A 19022-nucleotide genomic window follows, 5' to 3' on the forward strand; every position below is an offset into this window, starting at 1 on the left:
GGGCCACGCCGTGACGCGGCGCGGCGAGGTGATGCTGTGACGTGCGCGGTGACTCCATTGCGCGTGACTCCTTCGCGCGGTAACGATCCGCGCTGGGGCGGGTTCTCGTCCGGTAAAGGGACGAATCAACGGGACCGGCCGCGGGCAGGCGGGTGACATGACCTTGCGCGAGCTGGTCGCGTCATGGCCGGTCCTCCGCCAGCTCAGAGGCGGCGATCCACGGGGCGACGCGGCGAAGAGCCGGCGCACCGCCCGGCTGCGCCCCCGGATCCGCGACGCGGACAAGGTGGTCAACTCCGTCTGCCCGTACTGCGCGGTCGGCTGCGCCCAGAAGGTCTACGTCAAGGACGAGCAGGTCATCCAGATCGAGGGCGACCCGAAGTCGCCGATCTCCCGCGGCCGGCTCTGCCCCAAGGGGTCGGCCAGCCTGCAGCTCACCACCGGCTCCTCGCGGATGCACGAGGTCCTGTACCGGAGGCCGTACGGGACCGACTGGGAGCGGCTCCCGCTCGACCGGGCGATGGACATGATCGCCGACCGGATGATCGCCGCCCGCCGGGACGGCTGGGTGTGGGAGCACGACGGCCGGAACGTCCGGCACACGCTGGGCATCGCGAGCCTGGGCGGAGCGACGCTGGACAACGAGGAGAACTACCTCCTGAAGAAGCTGTGGACCGCGCTCGGCGCGCTGCAGATCGAGAACCAGGCCCGTATCTGACACTCCGCCACCGTCCCCGGTCTGGGGACCAGCTTCGGCCGCGGCGGCGCCACGACGTTCCAGCGGGACTTCCGGAACGCCGACTGCATCCTCATCCAGGGCTCGAACATGGCCGAATGCCACCCGGTCGGGTTCCAGTGGGTGATGGAGGCCAAGGCCCGGGGCGCGGTCGTGATCCACGTCGACCCGCGCTTCACCCGGACCAGCGCGCTAACCGACCTGCACGTGCCGATCCGTGCCGGCACGGACATCGCCTTCCTCGGCGGGCTGATCCGCTACGTCCTGGACCAGGAGAAGTACTTCCGCGAGTACGTCCTCGCCTACACCAACGCGGCGACGATCGTCCGAGAGGAGTTCCGGGACACCGAGGACCTCGACGGCCTGTTCTCGGGCTTCGACGAGCAGCACCGGAAGTACGACCCCCGCAGCTGGCAGTACGCGGGGAGCGAGATGCCCGCGCCCGCCGGCGAGGTCGACGAGGAGATCCTGCTGCTGACCGAGACCGCGCGCGTCGAGGCGCACGGCTCCGGCGGCCCGGAGGTCTCCGGCGAGATCCACACCGACGAGACGCTGCAGCACCCGCGGTGCGTCTTCCAGATCCTCAAACGGCACTTCGCGCGGTACACCCCGGAGATCGTCGAGCAGATCTGCGGCGTCCCCCGGGAGTCGTTCGAACGCGTCTGTGAGCTCATCACCGACAACTCCGGCCGCGACCGCACGACGGCCATCGCGTACGCGGTCGGCTGGACGCAGCACACGACCGGCGTGCAGAACATCCGCGCCGCCTCGATCCTGCAGTCGCTGCTGGGCAACATCGGGCGGCCCGGCGGCGGCATCCTCGCGCTGCGGGGGCACGCCAACATCCAGGGCTCCACCGACATCCCCGCGCTGTTCGACCTGCTGCCCGCGTACATCCCCATGCCGCATCTGGGGCAGAACGCCGGGCTCGCGGCCTACCTCGAGGACGAGGCGGCGAGCAAGGGCTACTGGGGCAACATGTCCGCCTACATGGTCAGTCTGCTGAAGGCCTGGTGGGGCGAGCACGCGACCCCCGACAACGACTTCTGCTTCGACTACCTGCCCCGGCTGACCGGCAACCACAGCACGTACCACACCGTCCTTCGGCAGATGGAGGGCGTCTGCAAGGGGTACCTGCTGATGGGCGAGAACCCGGCCGCCGGCTCGTCCAACTCGCGGTACCAGCGCATGGGCCTGGCCGGCCTCGACTGGCTGGTGGTCCGCGACTTCTCCCTCATCGAGAGCGCGACCTGGTGGAAGGACGGCCCGGAGATCGAGACGGGGGAGATGCGCACCGAGGACCTCCGTACGGAGGTCTTCTTCCTGCCCGCCGCGGCGCACACCGAGAAGTCGGGCAGCTTCACCAACACCGACCGCCTGCTGCAGTGGCGGGACCAGGCCGTCGAGCCCGCCGGCGAGGCTCGCAGCGACCTGTGGTTCGTGTACCACCTCGGCCGGCTGATCCGGGAGAGATTGGCGGACTCCGACGACCCGATGGACCTGCCGATCAAGCGTCTGACCTGGGATTACCCGACCGAGGGCACGCAGGGCGAGCCGTCCGCGGCGGCCGTGCTGGCCGAGATCAACGGCTTCGGCCCGGACGGGCGGCACCTGGGCTCCTACGAGGAGCTCCGCGACGACGGTTCCACGTCCTGCGGCTGCTGGATCTACTGCGGCGTCTACGCCGACGGCGTCAACCAGGCCGCCCGCCGCAAACCGGGCTGGGAACAGGACCACGTGGCGCCGGAATGGGGCTGGGCCTGGCCGGCGAACCGGCGGATCCTGTACAACCGCGCGTCCGCCGACCCCGACGGCCGGCCCTGGAGCGACCGCAAGGCGTATGTGCGGTGGGACCCGGAGGCCCGGCGCTGGACGGGACCGGACACGCCCGACTTCCCGCCGACCCGGCCCCCGGACCACCGGCCCCCGCCGGACGCCAAAGGCCCGGACGCGCTCTCGGGCACCGACGCGTTCATCATGCAGGCGGACGGCAGGGCATGGCTGTACGCGCCGGCCGGCATCGTCGACGGCCCGCTGCCCGCGCACTACGAACCCCAGGAGTCGCCGTCCGACAACCTGCTCTACAAGTACGGGCGCAACCCGGCCCGGGAGCTCATCGAGCATCCGGTCAACCGGTACCAGCCCAGCGACGGCAAGCCGGGATCGGAGGTCTTCCCCTACGTCACCACGACCTACCGCCTCACCGAGCACCACACCGTCGGCGGAATGTCCCGCTGGGTGCCGTACCTCGCCGAGCTGCAGCCGGAGTTCTTCTGCGAGATCTCCCCGGAACTCGCGGCCGAGCGCGGCCTGACCCACCTCGGCTGGGCCACGATCGTCTCGGCGCGCGCCGTCATCGAGGCCCGGGTGCTGGTCACCGAGCGGATGACCCCGCTGGTCGTGGAGGGGAAGCGACTGCACCAGATCGGCCTGCCGTACCACTGGGGGAGGAACGGCTACAGCCGGGGCGACTCGGCCAACGAACTGGCCCACCTCTCCCTCGACCCGAACATCCACATCCAGGAGGTCAAGGCGATGGCCTGCGACATCCGCCCCGGACGGCGGCCGCGCGGACCGGCGGCGCTGGAACTGGTCCGGGAGTACCAGCGGCGGGCGGGCATCACCGAACGGACCGGCATGGAGATCTGACATGGCGCAGCGCATGGGCTTCTTCACCGACACCTCGGTCTGCATCGGCTGCAAGGCGTGCGAGGTGGCCTGCAAGGAGTGGAACGGCCTACCAGAGGACGGCCTCAACTTCACCGGGATGTCCTACGACAACACCGAGAGGCTCGGCGCCGACACCTGGCGGCACGTCGCCTTCATCGAGCAGCGCAAGCCGCTGGCCCGGCAGGAGCCGGGAGTGGACCACACCGGCCCAGTCCCCCCGCTGGGCACCCCGCCCGAGGCGGCGCCGATGACCCCGATGACGCCGGGGGAGGGCGGCGACCTGCGCTGGCTGATGTCCAGTGACGTGTGCAAGCACTGCACGGTGGCCGCCTGCCTGGACGTGTGCCCGACCGGCGCGCTCTTCCGTACCGAGTTCGGCACCGTCGTCGTCCAGTCCGACGTCTGCAACGGCTGCGGCTACTGCATCCCGGCCTGTCCCTTCGGCGTGCTCGACCAGCGCAAGGACGACGGCCGGGCCTGGAAGTGCACGCTGTGCTACGACCGGATCGGCGACGGCCTGGAACCCGCGTGCGCCAAGGCCTGCCCGACCGATTCGATCCAGTACGGACCCCTGGACGAGCTGCGCGAACGCGCGGCGGCACGGGTCGCCACGCTGAACGACGCGGGCGTCGACGACGCCCACCTCTACCTCGCGGACACCGACAACGGGATCGGGGGAGCGGGCGCCTTCTTCCTCCTCCTCGACGACCCCGAGGTGTACGGCCTGCCCCCCGACCCGATCGCCACGACCCGCGACCTGCCGGCCATGTGGCGCCACGCCGCGGTCGCCGCCGCGGGCCTGCTCGGGGCCGGCCTGCTGGCGTTCGCGGGGAGGTCGCGATGACCGAGGAGGCGCAGGGACGGGACGATGAGGAGACCGCCGGTCAGGAGGCGATCGATGAGGAGGTACGCGCGCGGCAGGCGCTGAGCCGCGACGACCACGCGCGGGACGCGCTCACCGGCACCGCCGGTCCTCGCCGTCGTCGCCGCCGCGAACGGCCGGTCGTGCCCGAGCCGGAGTTCACGTCCTACTACGGCAGACCGGTGCTCAAGGCGCCCGTCTGGAAGGCGCTCGACATCGCGGGGTACCTGTTCCTCGGCGGTCTGGCCGGTGGTTCCTCGGTGCTGGCCGCCGGCGCCGAGGTGACGGGCCGGCCTCACCTGGCCCGCGGCGCCCGGATCGGCGCCGCCGGCGCGATCGCGGTCAGCATGGTCGCCCTCGTGCACGACCTCGGCCGTCCGGGGCGCTTCGTCAACATGCTCCGGGTGCTGAAGTGGACCTCGCCGATGAGCGTCGGCTCCTGGCTGCTCAGCGCGTACGCCCCGGCCGCCGGGGTCGCCGCCGTGTCCGCCGCGACCGGCCGGCTGCCACGGATCGGCACGGCGGGCGCGATGGCCGCCGCCGTGGCCGGCCCGGCCGTCGCCGCGTACACCGGTGTCCTCATCGCGGACACCGCCGTGCCCGGCTGGCACGAGGCGCATCGGGAGCTGCCCTACCTGTTCGTGTCCTCCGCCGCAGCTGCGGGCGGCGGGCTGGGCCTGCTGGTCGCGCCGCTGGAGGAGACGACCCCCGCCCGCCGGCTGGGCGTGGCGGGCGGCGCCGCCGAACTCCTCGTGGCCCGCTTCATGCGGGCCCGGATGGGCGTCGTCGCCGAGGCGTACGAGACCGGCCGGGCCCGTGTGCTCATGCGCGCGGCCGAGGCGCTGACGGGCACGGGTGCCGTCGCGGCAGCCCTCGGCTGGCGCAGCCGCTGGGTCTCCGCCGCAGCGGGCGCCGCCCTCCTCGCCGGCTCCGCGCTCACACGCTTCGGCGTCTTCGAGGCCGGAATGATCTCCTCCTCCGACCCGAAGTACACCGTCATCCCCCAACGCGACCGCCTCCACCCCCGCTGAGCAGGTGCTGTCCCCCGTCGGACCAGGCGAAATGCTCGGTAAAGCCGTGGCACGTCGATGAAGTCCAGAGCCGAGGGGGTAGCGACGACTTGCACGTCCCAGCCGTGTTTTTTCAGCTGGATCTCGGTCGGCCGTGCTCAAGATAACGAGTACTACCGTCTTGGCGGGCTGCATACCCCTGGACGACCCGACGGGCAAGAGCACTCCTGCGGCGACGTGCGGGCGGGCGAAGCTGTCCGGTGAGTCGGTGGCCACGGCTCAGAGGGCTTTCATGCGCGGGGTCGAAGCGGCCGATCTGCGCTCGTGTCTGCTGCTGGCGGCTCTGTGCAGACGGAGTACCGGTTGTCGGCGCATCGCATCGTTCGCTCATGGTTCTGCGTCACAGGCCGACCCCGATCTGAGTGCGTATTTGAGAAGTTGTTCTGCGTTGGTGTGGTCACAACGCGATCGGACGGTAGGACAGTGCTGCATCAACGATGGTCTCGGCGGAGGCGTCCTGCAGTTCGGCTGGGGGATGGAAGATCAGATCGCTTGCCCTGGGATGGGCTACGTTGACCCCGAGTAGCCGCAGGTAGTAGTCGGTCTCCGGGTCTCCGGCCATGATCTTGCGAACGATTTCGGCGAGCTCTGGCCGGGTGATGTCACTGACCCGTGGTCGTGCCGGGCGAGCGGCCTCGAGAGCGAATTCCTCAAGGCTCCGTGAGGCGTCATACTCGACGAAATCGGGGACTGCGTAGGTGTGCCCGGTTCTGGCGTTGAAGGCTGCCACCGCTTTATCGGCCGCGGATCGCCTGCCTTGACAGACCAGGTCCGAGATCCGCTCGATCTCCTCGCTGATCTCCATGAGACGCTGGTGGCCAACTGCTGGAGGAAGCAGCTCCGGGCGTAGATCCATCACCCCAGTATCGGGCAGTCACCGCAGGTGCGGGCTCGCGCGGAAGCCGGACCAGCAGGAGCTCTCACCCGCCAGCCGTGTTCCGGCCGCGTCGGTGAGGCGTCGGTCGGACAACCCTCCGACGTGCCCTGGGTCGTGCTGGCCGACCGGGAGGGCAACGAGTTCTGCGTCCTGCGCCCAGTCGGGCTTTGTGCCGAGGATTTCCGTCGTCATAGCGACGGAAATCCTCGGCACAAAGGCTCCGCGCAGTGGTCAGTCGCGGATTACGGCCTTCGTTCGCATCAGGAACTCGCCTAGGTAGGCGTCGTGGGGGACGCCGGGGGTCATCCAGTAGGTCGGGTGGTCGCCGATGTAGAGGTTCTTGATCGTGGGGTCGGCGAGCAGCACGTCGAGGAGCTTCTCGTCCTTGGTGACCGCGGTCAGCACCAGCGTGTCGTGGAACACCGCGGGTCCGGCCTCACGGGTCCAGGGGGCCACCCACACGCATGGGAACGCCAACTCGACGCCGGCCTGCTCGGCGAACGGGTCGGCGAGCTCGTGCACGGCCGGGCGGAGCACGGCGCTGCCGTCGGGGAGCTCGTCGACCACGCCGTCGCCGCCGAGGTGGGCCCTGGTGCCGGCGGCCTTGGCCCGCAGGTAGCCCTCGATCCTCCGGGCGGCCGGCATCGAGTAGGCGGTGAGCACCGCCTTGTCGTCCTCCGGCGGCAGGCTCGGGATGGCCGAGAGCCGGGCGGCGATCGCCTCGGCCACCGGGGCCGGGTCGCCCTCGACGAAGACGGCGGTGGTGTTCACGCAGGCCGTCCCGCCCTCGTGGCTGATCGAATCGACGATCATGTCGATGTGGTCGCGCCAGTCGGAGTCGGCGGTGATGAGGATCTTCGACCGTCCGGGCCCGTTCGGCAGGACCGTCGTGTCCGCGGCGTACTTGTCGATCACCTCCTGTCCGCCGTACACCATGCTCAGGTCGGCCTGGCGCAGGATCTCGTCGGCCTCGGCGTAGTCGGTGGGCAGCAGCACGATCTGGTCGTCGCCGAACCCCGACGCGCGGAGTGCGGAGATCAGGCGGTACGGCGTGAGCGGCTCGCGGCGCGAGGGCCGCACGGCCACCCGGAATCCGAGGGCGAGGGCCTCCAGCCACAGGCTGTGCACGCCGGGGTGGTTGCCGGCCGCGTGCACCGCGAAGACGTCCCCGCGGCGGATCCACACCGCCGTGCCCTCCTGGGCCTTCGGGTCGCGCCAGTCGTTCACCGCGCCGACGGGCCGGGCCTTCTGGGCGCTGTCGTACGAGCCGACGGCGCTGCGGGCGATGGCCCGTACCGCGCGCTGGACGATCGGCAGCGGGGTGCCGGAGATCCGGCTCACCGTGTACTGGTAGTCGGCCGCGGACATGCCGTCGACCACTCCGGTCGCGAACAGCTCGCCCGCCGCGCGGAGCGCGGCGAGGCGCTCCTCCGTGGGAAGGGTCTCGGCCTTGTGCAGCGCGGACATGGCGCGGGTGACGAACAGCCTCGGGACGAGGCTGAGCTCGACCAGCGGGTTCCCGGCCACGTCGGAGACGGTCAGCCGGTTGCGGGCGCGGTAGGGGCCGTTCGGTCCCAGCGCGTCGATGAAGATCGGATCGGTCATCAGTACACCCCCTCGATGACGGCCTCGTCGTCGAAATGGGCGACGGGGGAGACGTCGGCCACCGAGTCACCGGCCCGGCCGGCCGGCGGTTCGACCCGGGTGGCGAGGTCTCGTTCCAGGTTGTTGGGCAGCAGCATGTTCCTGGTCACGTGGTTCATCACGACCTGGCCGCGCTCGCCGTAGTCGACGGTACGGCCGGTGTCGGGGTCGACGACGCGGAAGGTGATCCACGGGGCGGGCGGGTCGAAGACGCACGCGTCGTCATGGGCGAGGTCGAGGCGCTCGTTCGAGCCGCCGAGGATCATCGTGCTCCCGTAGGTGCCGCGGAGCTTGATGCCCGGGAAGACCTCGGTGCGGTACAGGTAGCGGGTGTCGGCGTCCATGTGCGCGCCGCCCCAGACGATGCCCTTGACCTTCTCGTTGATCAGGTCGACGAGGTCGTCGTGCCGCGTGATCCGCTCCAGCAGCGGCGGCGTGGTGATGATGACGCCGATGTCCTGGGTGCGCAGCACGAACGCGGCCTGCTCCACGAGGTGCTCGGCGTACGCCTCGGCCTCCTCGGCCTTGCCCGCGGCGACGAGCTTCTTCACCCAGCGCGGATCCATGTCCACCGTGAACCTGATGCCACCGCGGTCGGTGGCGTGCTGTTCGGACATCTTGCCGGCCATGTGCGGGCCGCTCGGCATGACGACGAGCCAGTCGACGCCCCTCGGGAACCCGGCGGCGTCCATCCCGGCGTTCATCCACGCCATGATCCGCGTCCACCAGTCCCGCAGGATGACCACGCGCTTCGGGGCGCCGGTGGTGCCGCCGCTCTCGTACACGCCGACGACATCCGGCTCCGGGCCGTAGCCCCGGGGGATGAGGTCCGCGGCGCGGACGTCGCGCAACTCGTTGACGATGTTGGGGAACAGGGCCAGGTCCTCGACGCTCTTGACGTCCCTGCGCGGGTCGAAGCCGAGCGTCTCCGCCCTCCGCAGCCAGTACGCCGAGCCCGTCTCCGGGTTGAAGTGCCACTCCATCGCGGCGCGGACGAACTCGTCGGGGTCCGGCCGAGCGTCGAGTGGAAGATCCAGAATATTTTCGCTCACTTTGGAACACCCTCCTTGGCCGCGACGGGCGGCCAGGCGGTTCGTGGGTTGTCTTCGTTCTCCTTCCAGAGTATTTTTTATTACGGTACTGTCAAGTAAAGAAATGATCGTTTGTGCAGGTCAGGAGGCGTGTGACGGTGGCGGAGGCTTCGAGAAGGCAACGGGGGCGCCCGCGCGACCCGCTGATCGAGGAGGCGATCCTGCGGGCGGCGCGCCGCCGGCTCGCCGTCGACGGCTACTCCCGGATGACCATCGGCGACGTCGCCGCCGACGCCGGCGTCACCCGGCCCACGGTGTACCGGCGCTGGGAGAGCAAGCACGACCTGGTCGTCGACGCGCTCGACCATGGCTTCCGCGCCCTGCAGGAGGCGGCCCCGCCGATCGACCTCGAGCGGCTCACGGCGCGCGAGGCCGTCACCGAGGCCGTCCGCCGGCTCGACCTCCGGGCGCCCGACCGGACGGGGATCATGCTCGTCGGCCACGTCATGGCCGAGGCCGAGCACAACCCCGAGCTCCTGGAGATGGTCCGGGCCCACGCCGTGCTGCCCCGGCGGCGGCTCCTGCTCGACACGCTCCAGGCCCTCCAGGAGCGCGGGGACCTCCGTTCCGGCCTCGACCTGGACGCCGTCGCCGACATGTGGATCGGCAGCTACTACGCGGCGTTCATCCGCGGGGGAGAGGACGAGGAGCTTCCGGCGCGGGTGGTCGACACCCTCTGGCCCGCGATCTCGACGCGATCCGAGGAGCCCGCCGACGATGGCGAGGCCGCGCAGTCCAAATCGTGACCGAGGGTCTCCCGGAGCATGTGAGGAAGCACCTGAAGGTGTCACCTCACGCGTCCAGATGACGGCGAAGGAACGCGGCCACGAGATCGTCGTCTGGTACTACTTCCCCCAAGAGGGCCCACATGCCTCGATCCCGAAGACGGCCACGACCACGCAGATGCGGTCCGGCGAGGCACTGAGGCCCATCAACGACGGCCTGGCTGCGCTCGCCCGGCCTTCGATCACGCCGCCGGCACCGCCGTCCCCCGCCGTCGTCCGCCCCAGCGACGGGCAAAACGGACAAGGGCGGAACGGCCACGACCTCCGGCTGACGCGGGATAGAAACCGCCCGATCGGCGAAAGGGCAGAGCGGCTTTGAGACTCAAAGAAGCCGCGCGAACTCTCGCCGCGTGGTTGACCCGACACCTCGATAGCGCGGGTAGACCTGCAGGTCCGCCCGGCCGGGTGCGTGCGGGCCGAATAAGCGTAAAAAACCGGCAGCAGCGCGTGTGTCTCGCCTTCATCAGCATCGCTGCACCCTCATCTGCCGTCGCAGACTCACCAAATGAGATGACCTCTTAGTCGTGGTCGGTGGAGAGGGCGACGTGCCGCCAGATGTCCATCTCCTTGCGGAAGCTGTCCAGCTTCGCTTCGAACGCCTGCAGAGTGTCGGCTCCGAGCTGGACACGCAGGGGCGGCTCAGGGGCGGCGGCGATCTCGACGATGGCGCGGGCGGCCTTGGCCGGGTCGCCGGGCTGGGCGTGGTTGAGGCCCGCAGCGGCATCACGCATCGCGCCGGCCGTGGCCGCGTAGTCATCGATCACGGTGGGACCGGTGTTCAGGCTGGCCGGGTCGAGGAAATCGGTGCGGAAGAAGCCCGGTTCGATAAGCGTCACGTGGACGCCCAGAGGGGCCAGTTCGGTATGGAGGGTCTCGGTGAAGCCCTCGACAGCGAACTTCGTCGAGGCGTAGATGCCCCAGCCCGGAGCGGTCGCGAAGCCCACGATGGAACTGATGTTGATCACGTGCCCGGAACGCTGGCGCCGCAGCAGCGGCAGTACGGCGCGCTGGACGGCGAGCAGGCCGAACACATTGGTCTCGTACACCGCGCGCACCGCGGCGTCGTCGGACTCTTCCACGGCGGCGAGCAGGCCGGTGCCGGCGTTGTTGACCAGGACGTCGATGCGTCCGAATCGTTCGACCGCGGCGTCGACCGCGGCCTGGATGCCCTGGGGGTCGGTCACGTCCAACGGCACGGCCAGCAGCGCGTCACCGGCATCGGGGAACTGCTCGCGGACGGCTTCCGCCTTCCGCGCAGTGGCCACCACCTGGTGTCCGGCGGCGAGCGCCGCGCGGGTGATTTCCAGGCCGAGTCCGCGAGACGATCCTGTGATGAGCCAAACACTCATTGTCTTCTCCTAGGCTTTAGGCGGTGTGCAGGTCGAAGGACGCCCGGTTGAGGGCGGTGAAGCTCTCGACATCGAGGGGGTCGGCCCCGCCGATCGTCTTGACCAGGTCGTTCGTACCGGCGAAGATGCCGTTGCGGTAGTCGATCGCGACGGCGAGAAGGTGCTGGATGAGGTGCTCCGCTGCACCGCGCTTCTCCAGAATGGTCCTGAATTCGTCGAGGCTGATGGGCACGTAAGTGACCTCGCGGCCCAGCACCCGTGACATCTTCTCGGCGATCTCGTAGTGGTTAAGCTCCACCGGCCCGTACAACGGGTAAATCTGGCCAGCGTGCGGTGCGGGATCCTCCAGGATGGCTGCGATCACCCTCGCCTGGTCGCTTTCGGCGATCGGGGCATGGCGTCCGTCCGCGAAGGGCAGCCGCAGCTCGCCGGTCCCATCGGCCCAGGTATCGATCAGCCACTGGGCGAAGAAGGTGGGCCGGATGTGGGTGACGGCCACCGGGAAGCGATCCAGCACGCGCTCCGCGACCCAGTGCTGCCGTGCTGCATTGCTGGCGGTCTCCCGGCGCGCGGAGATCTGGGACATGTTCACGATCGCCTGCACCCCGTTCTCCTCCGCCGCCTGAGCCACGTTCACCGTGGCGTCGACCAGACCGGGCGAGATCGGATAGGTGAAGTACAGGGCATCGATCCCCTTCGTCGCCTCTGCCAGGGAGTCGAGGCCGAGGACGTCACCTTCCACGATCTCTGCACCGAGACCGGCGAGCCTCTCGGAGCGCTCATCGACCCGGCGGACGAGCGCACGGACGTGATGGCCACGTTCGAGCAGCAGCTCAGCCGTGTGACCACCGGTCTTTCCGGTCGCCCCGACCACCAGGAGGTTGCGTTTCGTAATCATGATTTTCCGTCTCCAGACAGGTGCCGGTGTGGGGAGTGAGTCCTTCGCGCGGTGCCGCACGAGGAGCGATGGGGGCCAGGCGGTCAGAGCGTGCGGCGGGGCCGGAGCGCGAGCAGGGCGGTGCCGGCGGCAAGTCCGGCTCCGGCCTGGACCCACCAGGCGTAGTCGAACCCACTGATCGTGGCGTGAGGTGTGAGGGCGACGAGTACGGCCACGCCCACGGCGCTGCCGATCTGCCGGCTCATGTTGAGCACGGCGCTGCCGGTGGTGGCGCGTTCGGGGGCGAGGGTACCGGCGGCGGCGAACAGCGGGGCTTGGGCCAGGCCGCCGGCCAGGCCCACCAGGATCAGGCCCGGGAACATGCCGCTCCAGTAGCTGGGGGTGGTGTGCACGGCCGCGAGCCAGTAGCCGGCCGCGAACGCCATCATGAGGGTGCCTGCAACGGCGGGGGCGATGCGCCCGAAGCGGCGCTGGATCGGGCCGGCGTTCATCGCAAAGGCGATCGAGGCCAGGGGGGCCGGGGCGATACCGACGCCTGCGCGCAGTGGGCTGAAGTGCCACACCTCCTGCATGAACAGGGCGGTGCTGAGCAGGACGATGGCGAAACCGACGAAGAACAGAAACAGGGCCAGGGTGGCGGCGGTGAACGGCCTGCTGGAAAAGAGCTGCTTCTCGATCACCGGCGCCTTGGCGCGTAGGGTCCGCTCGATGGTCGCCGCCCCGGCCAGAGCAGCGGCGGCGAACAGCGCCACGGTGCGTGGGTCCGTCCAGCCCCACCCTGGTCCCTGGACGGTGGCGAGCACCAAGAGGCTCACGGCCAGCAAAAGTGTGAGAGCGGAAGCCGCATCCGGCAAGGAGGCGCCCCTGGGCTGACGCACCTCGGGCAGCAACAGCGCGCCGGCCACGAGGGTGGCGATCCCCACGGGAACGTTGATCAAGAAGATCCACCGCCAGTCGAGGGTGACGAGCAGACCACCGACGGGCGGGCCGACCGAGGCCGCGATCGCGGCCACGCCCGCCCACAAACCGACCACGAGGGTGTGCTGGCGTTTGGGAAAGCTCGGGTAGAGCAGGCCGAGCGAGGTCGGCACGATCATCGCCGCGCCGACGGCCTGGAGGGCGCGGGCACCGATCAGCACGCCGAGACTCGGTGCGGCGGCCGCGGCGACGGAGGTAAGGGTGAAGACCCCTACGCCGGACAGCAGCACCTTCTTGCGTCCCCAGTGGTCCGCGATCCGGCCCGCGGGCACGAGCGCGGCGGCGAAGACGATCGCGTAGGCCGACAGGACCCACGACACGCTCGCGACGCTCGCGCCCGGGAACGACCGGCCGATCCCGTCAAGGGCGACGTTCACGACGAAGAAGTCGAGCTGCGCCAAGAAGGCGACCGCGCCGAGCACCGCCATGATGCTCCAGCGGCGCGGGTGGCCCGTCTCGGTGGCGACCGGGGCCGGGCCGGTGTGCGGCGTCGTTGCGACACCTTGCAATGAAGCCTGTGTGGGCATCCCGTCCGCTCCTCCAGCAAAGTGGGCTTCCTAGCCCTTTTTGATCCGCCTCCATGGAACACGACAAAAAGTGGGCTGTCAAGCCCTTTTTTGGTACGATCGTCACCATGCCGACAACCAGCGACGCGCCGGCCCAGAAGCTGACCGCCAAGGGCCTTGCCACACGCGAGCGCATCATCACCGCGGCCGCGGAGCTGATCTACGAACACGGCGCGCAGAACACCAACAACGAGCAGATCCGCGAGGCCGCCGGAGTCAGCGGCTCTCAGCTGGCCCGCCACTTCCCCACCAAGGAGTCCCTGGTGCGCGCGGTGCTCGCCTGGCGCGCCGACGGCATCCTTGCCCGCCATCAGATCCCCGAGCTGGGCGAACTGGACAGCTTCGCCGCGCTGCGCCGGTGGGCCGACTCCTACATCGCTTCGCGGGAGGCGTTGCGCGGCGGGTGCATTTTCGGCTCCCTTGCCGCCGAGGTCGTCAAGGCCGAACCTTCCCACCGCGGCGCGGTGGCCGAGGGCTTCGAACGGTGGCAGGAGTTGTTCAGGCACGGTCTGAGCAGGATGCGCGAGCGCGGCGAGCTGCGGCCGGAGGCCGACCCGGTTGCTCTCACCCACCTGCTGACGGCCGCGTTCCAAGGCGGAATGCTGCTGGACCAGGCGGCTGGCGAGTCCACGCCGCTGCGCGACGCCCTGTACGGCGCCCTGGCCTACATCGAGTCATTCGCCGCAGAGAGATGAACGGCCCTCCGACGCCGCCTGACCCGTGAGCCCCAACAGCTCCAGGCCGGCCTGTAACGACTGCCTGCTCCGAGCGTGATACCAGTGCGCCGTCACACCGACGGCCATCGCGTTGGTCTCATTCGATCTTGACTTCGTATCTCGAAGGATCACGCGATGGCCGCCTCAGTTCACGACGCCCCCTCTCATCAGCGGAAACTCGTACACCACGCCCCGGACGCACCCCGAGACACAAGAGCGGATGCCTCCCCCTGGATGAGACTGAGTCGGCTCCAGTGAGACAGGACACGTCGGCATGGCGCCGGGCGTCCGGCCGCTGGTCGGCAGGCGTCCGGAAGAAGGTCGCGAAGGTGCGGCCGTCGACCGCGCGGCGTGCGGGGGCGGGGCTCCCGCACGCCGCGCGGCGTGTCAGCCCGGCAGCGTCCACTGCTGGGCGGCGGTCTTGTTGCAGCCGTAGATCTGCAACTGGGTGCCGTCCGTGGTGGTGCTGTTCGGGTCGTCGAGGCACTTCCCCGACTCGGGGTTGGTCAGCGCCTTCGCCGTGGAGTCGTAGGTCCACTGCTGCGCGCCGGTGTTGTTGCAGTCGTACAGCTGGACCTTCGTGCCGTCGGCCGTGCCGCTGTTGGAGACGTCCATGCACTTGCCGAAGGCCGTCAGGGTGCCGTCCCCCTGCACGGTCCACTTCTGCGCGTTGCTGCTGTTACAGGTGTAGAGCTGGACGTGCGCGCCGTTCGCCGCGGAGCTGTTCGCCACGTCGACGCACTTCCCGGCGATGCCGGAGGTGATCGCTCCGGTGCGGGTCGTCGTGCCGCCGCTGCCCGGGTACGACGGGGGAGCCGACGAGGCGGCGGTCGCCCACGAGGTGTTCGCCGTCGTGCCGAGCGTGAAGCCGAGCGTCCCGCCGGACGTCACCGCCGAGGCGGGCAGGTACGCGTTGCTCCAGGCACCGCCGTTCCAGGTCGCGCTCTGCACGTACGGCGTGTCGGTCGCGGCCTGCGGCGCGTTGATGGTCAGCGTGTTCCCGGTGCTGAGCGTGATGACCACCTGGGTGAACAGCGGACTGCCCAGGGCCAGGTCGGCGGTGCCCGGCGTCTCGGGGAACATCCCCATCGCCGACCAGACGTACCAGGCGCTCATCGTGCCCAGGTCGTCGTTGCCGACGCCCCAGCCGGTCGGGGAGTCCGGCCACAGCTTGTTCTGCACGCTCCGGATGACCTCCTGCGTGCGCCACGGCCGGCCCACGTAGTCGTACTCCCAGGGCAGTTCGACGCTCGGCTCGTTGCCGAGGTCGGCGTGGTCGCCGCCGCTGCCGTCGTACGCGGCGAGCACGTGGTCGAGATAGCTCACCATCCCGGCGTTGCCGCCCTTCGCGTCCGCCAGGCCACGGACGTTGAACGGCACCATCCCGGTGTACTGCCAGGACGTGCCCTCGACCATCTCGGTGCCGCTCGTCGGGGAGAAACCGCCCGCCCACGGCCCGCTGGCCGTACGCGGCTGCATGAACCCGCTCGAGGTGTTCAGCAGGTTCTTCCAGTTCTGGGCGCGGTCGACGAACTTCTTCTGGTTCGCGGTGTCACCGAGCGCGCCGGCGAACGCCCCGAGCGCGAAGTCGGCCGTGTCGTACTCCAGGGTCGTCGAGACGGACCCGTAGTAGTTGCAGCAGCCGTACGTCCCGTCGCTGGGCAGGTAGCCGATGCTGGAGAGGTAGTTCAGGCCGGGCCGGTCGTTGTTCGTGACGGTCGCCTGGTGGATCATCGCGTTCTTCGCGGCGGTGGTGTCGAAGTTCCGGCCGCCGAACGCGTAGATGTCGGCGATGATCGAGGCGGCCGGGTCGCCGACCATGACGTAGGACTCGCCGTTGGCCTGCGCCCACTTCGGCAACTGGCCGCCCTGCGCGTAGTCGTTGACCGCGGACTGCGCCACGTCGCTCGCCTGCGCGGGCGCGATCATGCCGATGAGCTGGGCCTGGCTGCGGTAGATGTCCCAGCCCGAGTAGTTGGCGTACTGCGCGTGCCCGGACGCGGCGGTGTGCACGGCGTTGTCGAACCCCATGTACTGGCCGTTCCCGTCGCTGAACACGTTGGGGTGCAGCAGCGCGTGGTACAGCGACGTGTAGAACACGTGCTGCTGCGCGGTGGTGCCGCCGGCCGTCTGGATCTTGCCGAGCATGGTGTTCCAGGCGTTATGTGCCGCGGTACGCGTGGCGTCGAAGCCGAAGTTCGGCACCTCGGCGTCCCGGTTCGCCTTCGCGTTCGCGTCGGAGGTGAACGAGATGCCGACCCGTGCGGTGACCACCTGGTTCGCGGTCGTGTCGAAGGTCAGGTATCCGCCGTTCGGGGCCGCCAGCGGGGCCGCCGTGGTCCCCGCCGGGCCGTGCAGGCGGGGCTTGTCGGGCCGGTCCGCCGCGTGCGGCGACACGGTCGTGAGGGTCGCCCGCGCGGTCGACTTCTGGGCCAGCCGCTCGGCTCCGGTCCGCACACCGGACGCGAGCCAGGTTCCGGTGCTGAACGGGTGGTCGAAGGCCACCGAGAAGTGCAGCGTGTAGGCGTTGCCGGCACCGCAGAACCGGCCGCTGGTCACCGAGCCGACGACCTCGGTGTTCCCGACGGTCTGCCAGGTGGTCGCGGAGTCGCCGTTCTGGCTCCCGGTCAGCTTGAACAGCAGGTTCGCCTGGGTGGTGGACGGGAAGGTGAAGCGGCCGATGCCGCCCCGGGTCGTCGTGGTCAGCTCGGTCTTGACACCGTTGCCGAGCGTCACGCCGTAATACCCGGGGGACGCCGACTCGTTGGCGTGCGAGTACGACGAACCGGCCGAACTGGGATTGCTCACCGCGCCGGTCGTCGGCATGATCGGCACGTCACCGTACGCGCCGCAGCCCGGTCCGGCCATGTGGGTGAGGCTGAACCCGGTGATCGTGGAGCTGTTGTAGGAGTAACCGCCGCCCAGGGCGCGGCTGGAGGTGTCGGGACTCCACTGCAGCATGCCGAACGGGACGTCGGCGCCGGGGAAGTCGTTGCCGCCGTTGGTCGTGCCGAGGAGCGGGTTGACCAGGGAGGCGGGGTCGGAGACGAGGGCGGCGGCGCTCGCCGTGGCGGGGAGGAAGAGCGCGCCTAGGAGGAGGAGAGCGGGCATGAGAGCACGCAGCAGGCGGGGGAGTGCCATCCGGACTGCCCTTTCGCGGAGGGAGATAGGGCGATGACAACGTTGTCGCCTGGTTCTTATGCCAGGGTTCAGGGTGCGTCAAGGCATTTGTCATGAGTCGGCCATGAGGGAGAACCGACCCGGCGATCGCCGGAAGGCCGTCCGCGGGTGGCGCGGTTCCGCCCTCCGGGCGGCCTCGCCGAAGAGCCCGCCCTCTATACTCCGTGCACGTCCGATGAGCGAAGGAGTGGCCGCATGACCGGTGCGGACGGCGGGCCCGCGGCTTCCGGTCCCCATGCGGCGGCCGGGGGCGACGCGGAGATCCGGGCATTGGTCGATCAGGGGACCAGCGGCGCCGGTCACCTCATCCGGCGGTTGTTCCAGCTCCGCACTCGGATATGGCAGGACATGATGCCCTGCGACCTCACCGGACCGCAGTTCACGGTGCTCGGCACGCTGTACCGGCACGGCAGCATGGACCAGGGCACGCTCGGGCAGCACGCGGGGCTCGACAAGTCCACGGCCGCCCCCATCGTCGAACGCCTGCGCGGGCGCGGTCTTCTCGTGATCAGGCGGGATACCGCCGACGCCCGGCGCAAACTGGTGGACCTCACCCCGGAGGGCCGGCAGATGGTGATCAAAGCCGCGCCGTTCGCCGCGCAGGTCGACGAGCGCCTGCTCGCGACGCTGACTGCGGGCGAACGCGAGGGGTTCTTCCGGATCGCGCACCGCGTGCTGAACGTAGAGGTGGAGGGACCGCAGTAGGCCCCGCGTGCTCGGGTGGCCCCTCCGGGGCCACGGCCTGCTGCAGGATGCCTCTGTGCTGGTCAGGGCGCCTCTGAGGTGTGGGCGGGCAGGTTTTCGCCGGCTCGCGCGCGGGAACCCTTGCGAGATCGGCCTCCGCGGAGGCATCTTCCTGTGCTCACGGGGGAGCGGACATCATGCCCGAGAACCGGAGGATCACGGTCGCGGTGACCGGCGCCGGCGGAGTCGGCGCGTCCAAGCGGCTGTTGGCCGCCCTCCAGGAGGACGACCGCGTCACCCATGTCGACCTCCTCGTGTCGGCCAACGGTCGCAAGCTGGCGGCGCTGGAGTTCGGTACGCAGGAGGACCCCGACTCGGTCGTCCAGGCGCTGGGGGCCACGTCGCCGAAGGTGCGGCTGCTCGATCCGGCGGATCTCTCCGGCCCGGTGACCAGCGGGAGCTACCCGTCCGACGCGATGGTGATCCTGCCGTGCGCCGCCGGGGTGCTCGGCCGCATCGCCCATGGGCTGGCGCTCGACCTGATCGAACGCGCCGCCGACGTCACGCTGAAGGAGCGCCGCAGGCTCGTGCTCTGCCTGCGGGAGACCCCGCTGCACCTCGCCCACCTTCGCAACATGGTCGCGGTCACCGAGGCGGGTGCCATCGTCTATCCGATGATCCCCACGTACTACAACGTGCCGGAGACGCTGGCCGAGCTGCAGGATGAGCTCGTCGAGCGGCTGCTCCAGCTGCTCGGGCTGCAGCATACCGAGCGGTACCGCTGGGACGGCGTCAGCACGCCCGCCCGTCGCGAGCACACCGGGACGCCCTGAGCGGACGCGGTTTCCGGGCCGAATTGGTAATAGGACGTGCACGGAGTATCGTGGGCCGAGTTAGGACGTACACGTACTAACTG

16 protein-coding genes are annotated in these 19022 nt (G+C 69.9%); 8 read left to right on the forward strand and 8 right to left on the reverse strand.

The genetic code is table 11. The features are described from left to right. Positions 1–157: 157 nt before the first annotated feature. Genes fdh through nrfD form a run of 3 tightly spaced genes read left to right on the forward strand, consistent with a single transcriptional unit; the run spans position 158 to position 5299 of the window. Positions 158–3385, forward strand: coding sequence for a formate dehydrogenase (fdh, locus tag AB0L00_RS31735; RefSeq protein ID WP_364440748.1), 3228 nt, complete (start codon positions 158–160; stop codon positions 3383–3385). A gap of 1 nt (position 3386) precedes the next feature. Beyond that, positions 3387–4250, forward strand: a complete 864-nt coding sequence (locus tag AB0L00_RS31740) for a 4Fe-4S dicluster domain-containing protein (protein ID WP_364440749.1) — start codon at positions 3387–3389, stop codon at positions 4248–4250. Further along, positions 4247–5299, forward strand: coding sequence for an NrfD/PsrC family molybdoenzyme membrane anchor subunit (nrfD, locus tag AB0L00_RS31745; RefSeq protein ID WP_364440750.1), 1053 nt, complete (start codon positions 4247–4249; stop codon positions 5297–5299). Before AB0L00_RS31740 ends, nrfD begins: the two co-directional genes overlap by 4 nt. A 436-nt stretch (positions 5300–5735) precedes the next feature. On the opposite strand, the gene AB0L00_RS31750 is transcribed toward nrfD, so the two are convergent. The 4 genes from AB0L00_RS31750 to AB0L00_RS31765 all read right to left on the reverse strand — a co-directional run bounded on the left by AB0L00_RS31750 (position 5736) and on the right by AB0L00_RS31765 (position 8911). Further along, a complete protein-coding gene (locus AB0L00_RS31750) occupies positions 5736–6143 on the reverse strand; it encodes a hypothetical protein (RefSeq protein ID WP_364440751.1) in 408 nt (135 codons plus the stop codon). A 69-nt stretch (positions 6144–6212) separates the two neighbouring features. Then, the gene (locus AB0L00_RS31755) at positions 6213–6407 is read right to left on the reverse strand and encodes a hypothetical protein (RefSeq protein WP_364440752.1); all 195 of its coding nucleotides are present in this window, start codon (positions 6405–6407) and stop codon (positions 6213–6215) included. Between the two features lie 39 nt (positions 6408–6446). Beyond that, positions 6447–7820 carry an aldehyde dehydrogenase family protein gene (locus AB0L00_RS31760; protein WP_364440753.1) on the reverse strand — a complete coding sequence of 458 codons (1374 nt, stop codon included), beginning with the start codon at positions 7818–7820 and terminating at the stop codon, positions 6447–6449. Then, positions 7820–8911 carry a phenazine antibiotic biosynthesis protein gene (locus AB0L00_RS31765; RefSeq protein ID WP_364440754.1) on the reverse strand — a complete coding sequence of 364 codons (1092 nt, stop codon included), beginning with the start codon at positions 8909–8911 and terminating at the stop codon, positions 7820–7822. The genes AB0L00_RS31760 and AB0L00_RS31765 overlap by 1 nt, the downstream gene beginning before the upstream one ends. 137 nt (positions 8912–9048) lie before the next feature. Between AB0L00_RS31765 and AB0L00_RS31770 the strand changes: the two genes are divergently transcribed. After that, positions 9049–9696 carry a TetR/AcrR family transcriptional regulator gene (locus AB0L00_RS31770; protein WP_364440755.1) on the forward strand — a complete coding sequence of 216 codons (648 nt, stop codon included), beginning with the start codon at positions 9049–9051 and terminating at the stop codon, positions 9694–9696. Positions 9697–9754: 58 nt separating this feature from the next. Beyond that, positions 9755–10054: a hypothetical protein gene (locus AB0L00_RS31775; RefSeq protein WP_364440756.1), complete on the forward strand. Its 300-nt coding sequence runs from the start codon at positions 9755–9757 to the stop codon at positions 10052–10054. Between the two features lie 199 nt (positions 10055–10253). Here AB0L00_RS31775 and AB0L00_RS31780 read toward each other — a convergent pair whose 3' ends face one another. The 3 genes from AB0L00_RS31780 to AB0L00_RS31790 form a co-directional block, all read right to left on the reverse strand. Continuing rightward, positions 10254–11084: an oxidoreductase gene (locus AB0L00_RS31780; protein ID WP_364440757.1), complete on the reverse strand. Its 831-nt coding sequence runs from the start codon at positions 11082–11084 to the stop codon at positions 10254–10256. A 16-nt stretch (positions 11085–11100) separates the two neighbouring features. Next, the gene (locus AB0L00_RS31785) at positions 11101–11958 is read right to left on the reverse strand and encodes an NAD(P)H-binding protein (RefSeq protein WP_364440758.1); all 858 of its coding nucleotides are present in this window, start codon (positions 11956–11958) and stop codon (positions 11101–11103) included. A 107-nt stretch (positions 11959–12065) separates the two neighbouring features. Beyond that, positions 12066–13487, reverse strand: a complete 1422-nt coding sequence (locus AB0L00_RS31790; protein ID WP_364440759.1) for an MFS transporter — start codon at positions 13485–13487, stop codon at positions 12066–12068. Positions 13488–13540: 53 nt separating this feature from the next. On the opposite strand from AB0L00_RS31790, the gene AB0L00_RS31795 reads away from it, so the two are divergent. After that, a complete protein-coding gene (locus AB0L00_RS31795) occupies positions 13541–14221 on the forward strand; it encodes a TetR/AcrR family transcriptional regulator (protein ID WP_364440760.1) in 681 nt (226 codons plus the stop codon). A gap of 408 nt (positions 14222–14629) precedes the next feature. Here the strand turns inward: AB0L00_RS31795 and AB0L00_RS31800 are convergent, their stop codons facing one another. Further along, positions 14630–17383: a lectin gene (locus AB0L00_RS31800; RefSeq protein WP_364440761.1), complete on the reverse strand. Its 2754-nt coding sequence runs from the start codon at positions 17381–17383 to the stop codon at positions 14630–14632. 234 nt (positions 17384–17617) lie between these two features. Between AB0L00_RS31800 and AB0L00_RS31805 the strand changes: the two genes are divergently transcribed. Continuing rightward, positions 17618–18127, forward strand: coding sequence for a MarR family winged helix-turn-helix transcriptional regulator (locus AB0L00_RS31805; RefSeq protein WP_364440762.1), 510 nt, complete (start codon positions 17618–17620; stop codon positions 18125–18127). Positions 18128–18303: 176 nt separating this feature from the next. Continuing rightward, a complete protein-coding gene (locus tag AB0L00_RS31810) occupies positions 18304–18939 on the forward strand; it encodes a UbiX family flavin prenyltransferase (RefSeq protein WP_345362992.1) in 636 nt (211 codons plus the stop codon). Positions 18940–19022 lie beyond the last annotated feature (83 nt).

This window comes from Actinoallomurus sp. NPDC052308 (assembly GCF_040679195.1).
GTDB lineage: Bacteria > Actinomycetota > Actinomycetes > Streptosporangiales > Streptosporangiaceae > Actinoallomurus > Actinoallomurus liliacearum.

What these genes read in the sequence shown, in the direction of transcription:
- AB0L00_RS31810 (WP_345362992.1), top strand. Translation starts at nt 18,304, where the DNA reads ATGCCCGAGAACCGGAGGATCACGGTCGCGGTGACCGGCGCCGGCGGA.
- AB0L00_RS31755 (WP_364440752.1), bottom strand. Translation starts at nt 6,407, where the DNA reads ATGACGACGGAAATCCTCGGCACAAAGCCCGACTGGGCGCAGGACGCA.
- AB0L00_RS31790 (WP_364440759.1), bottom strand. Translation starts at nt 13,487, where the DNA reads ATGCCCACACAGGCTTCATTGCAAGGTGTCGCAACGACGCCGCACACC.
- AB0L00_RS31795 (WP_364440760.1), top strand. Translation starts at nt 13,541, where the DNA reads ATGGAACACGACAAAAAGTGGGCTGTCAAGCCCTTTTTTGGTACGATC.
- AB0L00_RS31805 (WP_364440762.1), top strand. Translation starts at nt 17,618, where the DNA reads ATGACCGGTGCGGACGGCGGGCCCGCGGCTTCCGGTCCCCATGCGGCG.
- AB0L00_RS31775 (WP_364440756.1), top strand. Translation starts at nt 9,755, where the DNA reads ATGACGGCGAAGGAACGCGGCCACGAGATCGTCGTCTGGTACTACTTC.
- AB0L00_RS31760 (WP_364440753.1), bottom strand. Translation starts at nt 7,820, where the DNA reads ATGACCGATCCGATCTTCATCGACGCGCTGGGACCGAACGGCCCCTAC.
- AB0L00_RS31750 (WP_364440751.1), bottom strand. Translation starts at nt 6,143, where the DNA reads ATGGAGATCAGCGAGGAGATCGAGCGGATCTCGGACCTGGTCTGTCAA.
- nrfD (WP_364440750.1), top strand. Translation starts at nt 4,247, where the DNA reads ATGACCGAGGAGGCGCAGGGACGGGACGATGAGGAGACCGCCGGTCAG.
- AB0L00_RS31800 (WP_364440761.1), bottom strand. Translation starts at nt 17,383, where the DNA reads ATGGCACTCCCCCGCCTGCTGCGTGCTCTCATGCCCGCTCTCCTCCTC.
- AB0L00_RS31740 (WP_364440749.1), top strand. Translation starts at nt 3,387, where the DNA reads ATGGCGCAGCGCATGGGCTTCTTCACCGACACCTCGGTCTGCATCGGC.
- AB0L00_RS31780 (WP_364440757.1), bottom strand. Translation starts at nt 11,084, where the DNA reads ATGAGTGTTTGGCTCATCACAGGATCGTCTCGCGGACTCGGCCTGGAA.